This window comes from Actinomadura sp. 7K507 (genome assembly GCF_004348425.1).
Taxonomy (GTDB): Bacteria; Actinomycetota; Actinomycetes; order Streptosporangiales; family Streptosporangiaceae; genus Spirillospora.
Window position 1 is genome coordinate 1 of the sequence record NZ_SMKK01000399.1, and the last position, 4,803, is coordinate 4,803.

General features: G+C 71.1%; 1 protein-coding gene. It reads left to right on the top strand.

Annotated elements, in window-relative coordinates:
- Positions 1-4,803, top strand: a 4,803-nt coding sequence (locus E1285_RS43280; protein WP_132160722.1) for a type I polyketide synthase, incomplete at both ends; no start/stop codon positions are given.

The window sequence follows — 4,803 nt, forward strand, 5'->3', positions numbered from 1 at the left end:
CCTTCCTGGAAATCGGACCCGACGCCGCGCTGACCGCCACCGCCGACCCCGGCGACGAGGCGGAGTTCATAGCCGTCCAGCGCCGTGACCGCGACCAGCCCCGCCAACTGCTGTCGGCGGTCGGGGAACTGCACACCCGCGGCATCCCGGTCGACTGGGCGGCGCTGTTCCCCGGCGCCCAACGCGTCGACCTGCCCACCTACCCCTTCCAACGCCAGCGGTACTGGCTCGACTCGGTCACCGCCCCGGCCGACCCCGCAGCAGCCGGACAGCAAAACGCCGACCACCCACTGCTGGCCGCCATGGTCGCGCTGCCCGGCACCGACGGCACAGTCCTGACCGGGCGTCTGTCGTTGGACACCCACCCCTGGCTGGCCGACCACACCGTCACCGGCACCACCCTGCTGCCCGGCACCGCCTTCGTCGAACTCGCCCTCCACGCCGGCGACCAGGTCGACTGCCCGTCCCTGGACGAACTCACCCTGCACAACCCCCTACTCCTATCGCCCGACCACGGCACCGCCATCCAGGTCACCGTGACCGGACCCCACGACACCGGCCACCGCACCATAGAAATCCACTCCCGCCCCGACACCACCACCGACTCACCATGGACCCTGCACGCCGCAGGAGCGCTGTCCCGATACCAGGCAGACCCCGCGTTCGATTTGACCGTGTGGCCACCGCCGGGCGCGGTGACGATGGACGTGGCGAGTGCGTACGAACGCCTGGCCGAGCGGGGCTACGACTACGGACCCGCCTTCCAGGGACTCCGAGCGGCCTGGCGGCGCGGCGACGAGATCTTCGCCGAAGTCGTGCTGCCCGACGAGGCCGGCGACGGCGCTGCCTTCGGAGTGCACCCGGCGCTGTTCGACGCGGCGATGCACGCCGATCTCCTGGAGGAGGGTGACGACTCGACCCTGCTGCCATTCGCCTGGAGCGGCGTGTCCCTGTACGCGGCCGGCGCGACCGAGCTGCGGATGTGGATCTCCCGGGTCGACGGCGCCGAGGTTTCGGCGATGAAGCTGGCCGATGGCGCCGGCCTGCCTGTGGCCTCGGTCCAGAGCTTGGTGTCTCGGCCGGTCACTGCGCAGCAGCTCAGCCGCCCCGGCCACCGGCTCCAGGATTCGCTTCACCGTGTCCAGTGGAAACCGGTGACCACCGCCTCCGCACCATCGGGTCCGTGGATCGTCCTGGGCACGGACGACCTCGGCTTGGGTGACGAGATGGCGAGGTACCCGGGCGTCGCGGAGCTTTCGGCCGCCATCGACTCGGGTACGCACGTCCCGGAGCTGGCCGTGTTCCAGGTACCGCGTGCCGACACGGAGCCGGACGTCCCGGCACGGACACGGGCGATCACTCATCAGGTGCTCGCGGTGCTGCGAGACTGGCTGGCCGACGACAACCTCGCCGCCTCCCGGCTCGTCGTGGTTACCCGAGGCGCGGCGGCAACCAGCCCCGGTGAGGATGTCGCCGACCTGGCGCAGTCGGCAGCGTGGGGGCTGGTGCGGGCGGCTGCGGAGGAGAACCCCGGGCGTTTCGCGCTGCGCGACGTGGCCGACGGCGAATCCACCATGCCGGCGCTGGAGTCGGACGAGCCCGAGGCGGCCGTTCGCGGTGGTCGGGTGTACGTCCCGAGGCTCGCCAAAGCAACCGCAGCGGGCGACGAGGCGGCCTGGAGCTCCACGGGCACAGTACTGATCACGGGTGGTACGGGCGGCTTGGGCGGTCTCGTGGCCCGGCACCTGGTGACCGAGCACAAGGTGCGCCACCTGCTGCTGGCCAGCCGCCGCGGCCCCGAAGCCCCGGACGCCGCACGGTTGCGCGCCGAGCTGACCGAACTGGGCGCCGAGGTGACGGTGGCCGCCTGCGACGTCACCGACCGCACGGCGCTGGCGCGGGTGCTGGCCGAGATCCCCGAGGACCGGTCGCTGTCCGCCGTGATCCATGCGGCCGGGGTGGCGGACGGCGGCCTGGTGTCGACGACGACTCCCGAGCAGATCGGTCGGGTGCTGAGCCCGAAGGTGGATGCGGCCTGGCATCTGCACGAGCTGACCCGCGATATGGATCTGACGGCGTTCGTCCTGTTCTCGTCCGCCGGTGGCCTGGTCCTGGCGGCGGGGCAGGCCGACTACGCCGCCGCGAACGTGTTCCTGGACGCCCTGGCGCACCACCGCCGCGCCGAAGGACTTCCCGCGACGTCCCTCGCCTGGGGCCTGTGGGCGGAGAACACAGGGCTCGGTGGCGAGCTGAGCGAGGCCGACCTGCGCCGCGTGAGCCGCCTCGGCCTGCCGGCCTTGGACACCGCGGACGGCCTCGCGCTCATGGACCTGGCCCTGGGCGCCGACGAGGCGCTGCTCGTGCCGATCCGGGTTGATGCCGCGGCTCTACGCGCCCGTACCGACGAGCTTCCGGCTCTACTGCGCGATGCCGCGCATAGCCCGACCCGCCGCAGCGCCACCCGATCGGCCGGTGCCGCCGCTCCGTCCGGCACGGAGGCGGAACGGCTGGCCGGGCTGCCGGCGGCGGACCGCGAACGGGCACTGCTCGAACTCGTACGGGCACAAGTCGCAGCGGTCCTCGGACACGAGAGCGCCGAGGCGGTCGAGCCGACACGGCCGTTCAAGGAACTGGGATTCGACTCGCTGGCGGCGGTGGAGCTGCGCAACGCTTTGCGTAGCGCTACCGGACTGGCGCTTCCCGCCACCATCGTGTTCGACCATCCGAGCTGCGCCGCGGTCGTCGAGTTCCTCACCACCCAGCTCACCGGCGTCCAGGCCCGTCCGGTGGTCGAGCGGCTCCCCAACACTGTGAGCCCCGACGAACCGATCGCGATCGTGGGGATGAGCTGCCGGTATCCGGGCGGTGCGCGCACGCCGGAGGACCTGTGGCGGCTGCTGCTGGCGGAGACCGACGCGATCTCAGGCTTCCCGACCGACCGGGGCTGGAACGATGTGTACGCGCCGGAACCGGGCGACGAGGGCAAGTCGTACACCCGTGAGGGCGGGTTCGTCCACGACGGGGTCCTGTTCGACCCGGACCTGTTCGGGATCAGCCCCCGTGAGGCGCTGGCGATGGACCCGCAGCAGCGGTTGCTGCTGGAGGCGTCCTGGGAAGCATTCGAACGCGCGGGTATCGACCCGACGTCCGTGCGCCGTAGCCAGACCGGCGTGTTCGCCGGGGTGATGTACGACGACTACGGCACCCGACTGGGTCGAGTCCCTGCCGAGGTGGCCGGCTTCCTCGGAAACGGCAGCGCGGCCAGCGTGGTGTCCGGCCGGGTCGCCTACGCGCTCGGGCTGGAAGGCCCCGCGATGTCTGTGGACACTGCGTGTTCGTCGTCCCTGGTGGCGTTGCACCTGGCCAGTCAGGCGCTCCGGCAAGGCGAGTGTTCTCTTGCCCTGGCCGGTGGGGTGACCTTCCTGTCCACCACGGATGTCTTCGTGGAGTTCAGTCGGCAGCGGGCGCTGTCTCCGGATGGCCGGTGCAAGTCGTTTGCGGCGTCGGCCGATGGGGTCGGGTGGTCTGAGGGTGCCGGCGTTGTGCTGCTGGAGCGGTTGTCGGACGCTGAGCGTAATGGTCATCGGGTGCTGGCGGTGGTGCGTGGGTCGGCGGTGAATCAGGACGGTGCTTCCAATGGCTTGACCGCGCCCAACGGGCCGTCGCAGCAGCGGGTGATCGCGCAGGCGCTGGCCGGGGCGGGGCTCAGTCCTGATGACATCGATGCCGTTGAGGCGCACGGCACCGGCACCACTTTGGGCGACCCCATCGAAGCCCAGGCGTTGATCGCCGCCTACGGCGAGGACCGGCCCGAGGATCGGCCGCTGTGGTTGGGGTCGTTGAAGTCGAACATCGGCCATGCTCAGGCGGCTGCCGGGGTGGCGGGCGTCATCAAGATGGCGATGGCCCTTCAGCAGGGTGTCCTTCCCAAAACGTTGCATGTGGATGAGCCCAGTCCGCATGTGGACTGGTCGGCAGGTTCGGTGCGGTTGCTGACCGAGCCGCAGCCCTGGGAGCCCAACGGGAATCCGCGGCGGGCCGGTGTCTCCTCGTTCGGGATCAGCGGCACCAACGCCCACGTGATCTTGGAAGAAGCGCCAGCGGCGCACTCCGCTCCCGAGTCTGAGCCGGGGGTTGAGTTGCCGGTGGTGCCGTGGGTGCTCTCGGCCAAGTCCGAGGCCGGTCTGCGCGCCCAGGCGCGGCGCCTGGCCGGGCATGTGGGGGATCGTGGGCTGGACCCGGCCGATGTGGGGTTCTCGCTGGCCACCGGCCGCGCCCATCTGGAGCACCGTGCGGTGGTGCTGGGCGCCGACCCCGACGAACTCCTGACCGGGCTGGACAGCGTCACGGGTCGTTCGGTTGTTGGTGGGCGGTTGGCGGTGGTGTTCTCCGGTCAGGGCAGCCAGCGCACCGGCATGGGCCGAGACCTGTACGCCGCGTTCCCGGTGTTCGCCGACGCCTTCGATGAGGTGATGGCCCATTTCCCTGAGCCGTTGCGTCAGGTGATGTGGAACGACACCGACGACGGCGGCGGTGGTGGGTTGGGGGATACCGGGTGGGCGCAGCCCGCGCTGTTCGCCATCGAGGTGGCGTTGTTCCGGTTGCTGGAATCATGGGGGGTGCGGCCGGACTACGTGGCCGGGCACTCCATCGGGGAGTTGGCCGCGGCACACGTGGCCGGGGTGTGGTCGCTGGCGGATGCGGCGGTGCTGGTGGCGGCGCGGGGCCGGTTGATGCAGGCCCTGCCCACGGGTGGGGCGATGACGGCGATCCGCGCCACCGAAACCCAGGTTCAGGCCCATC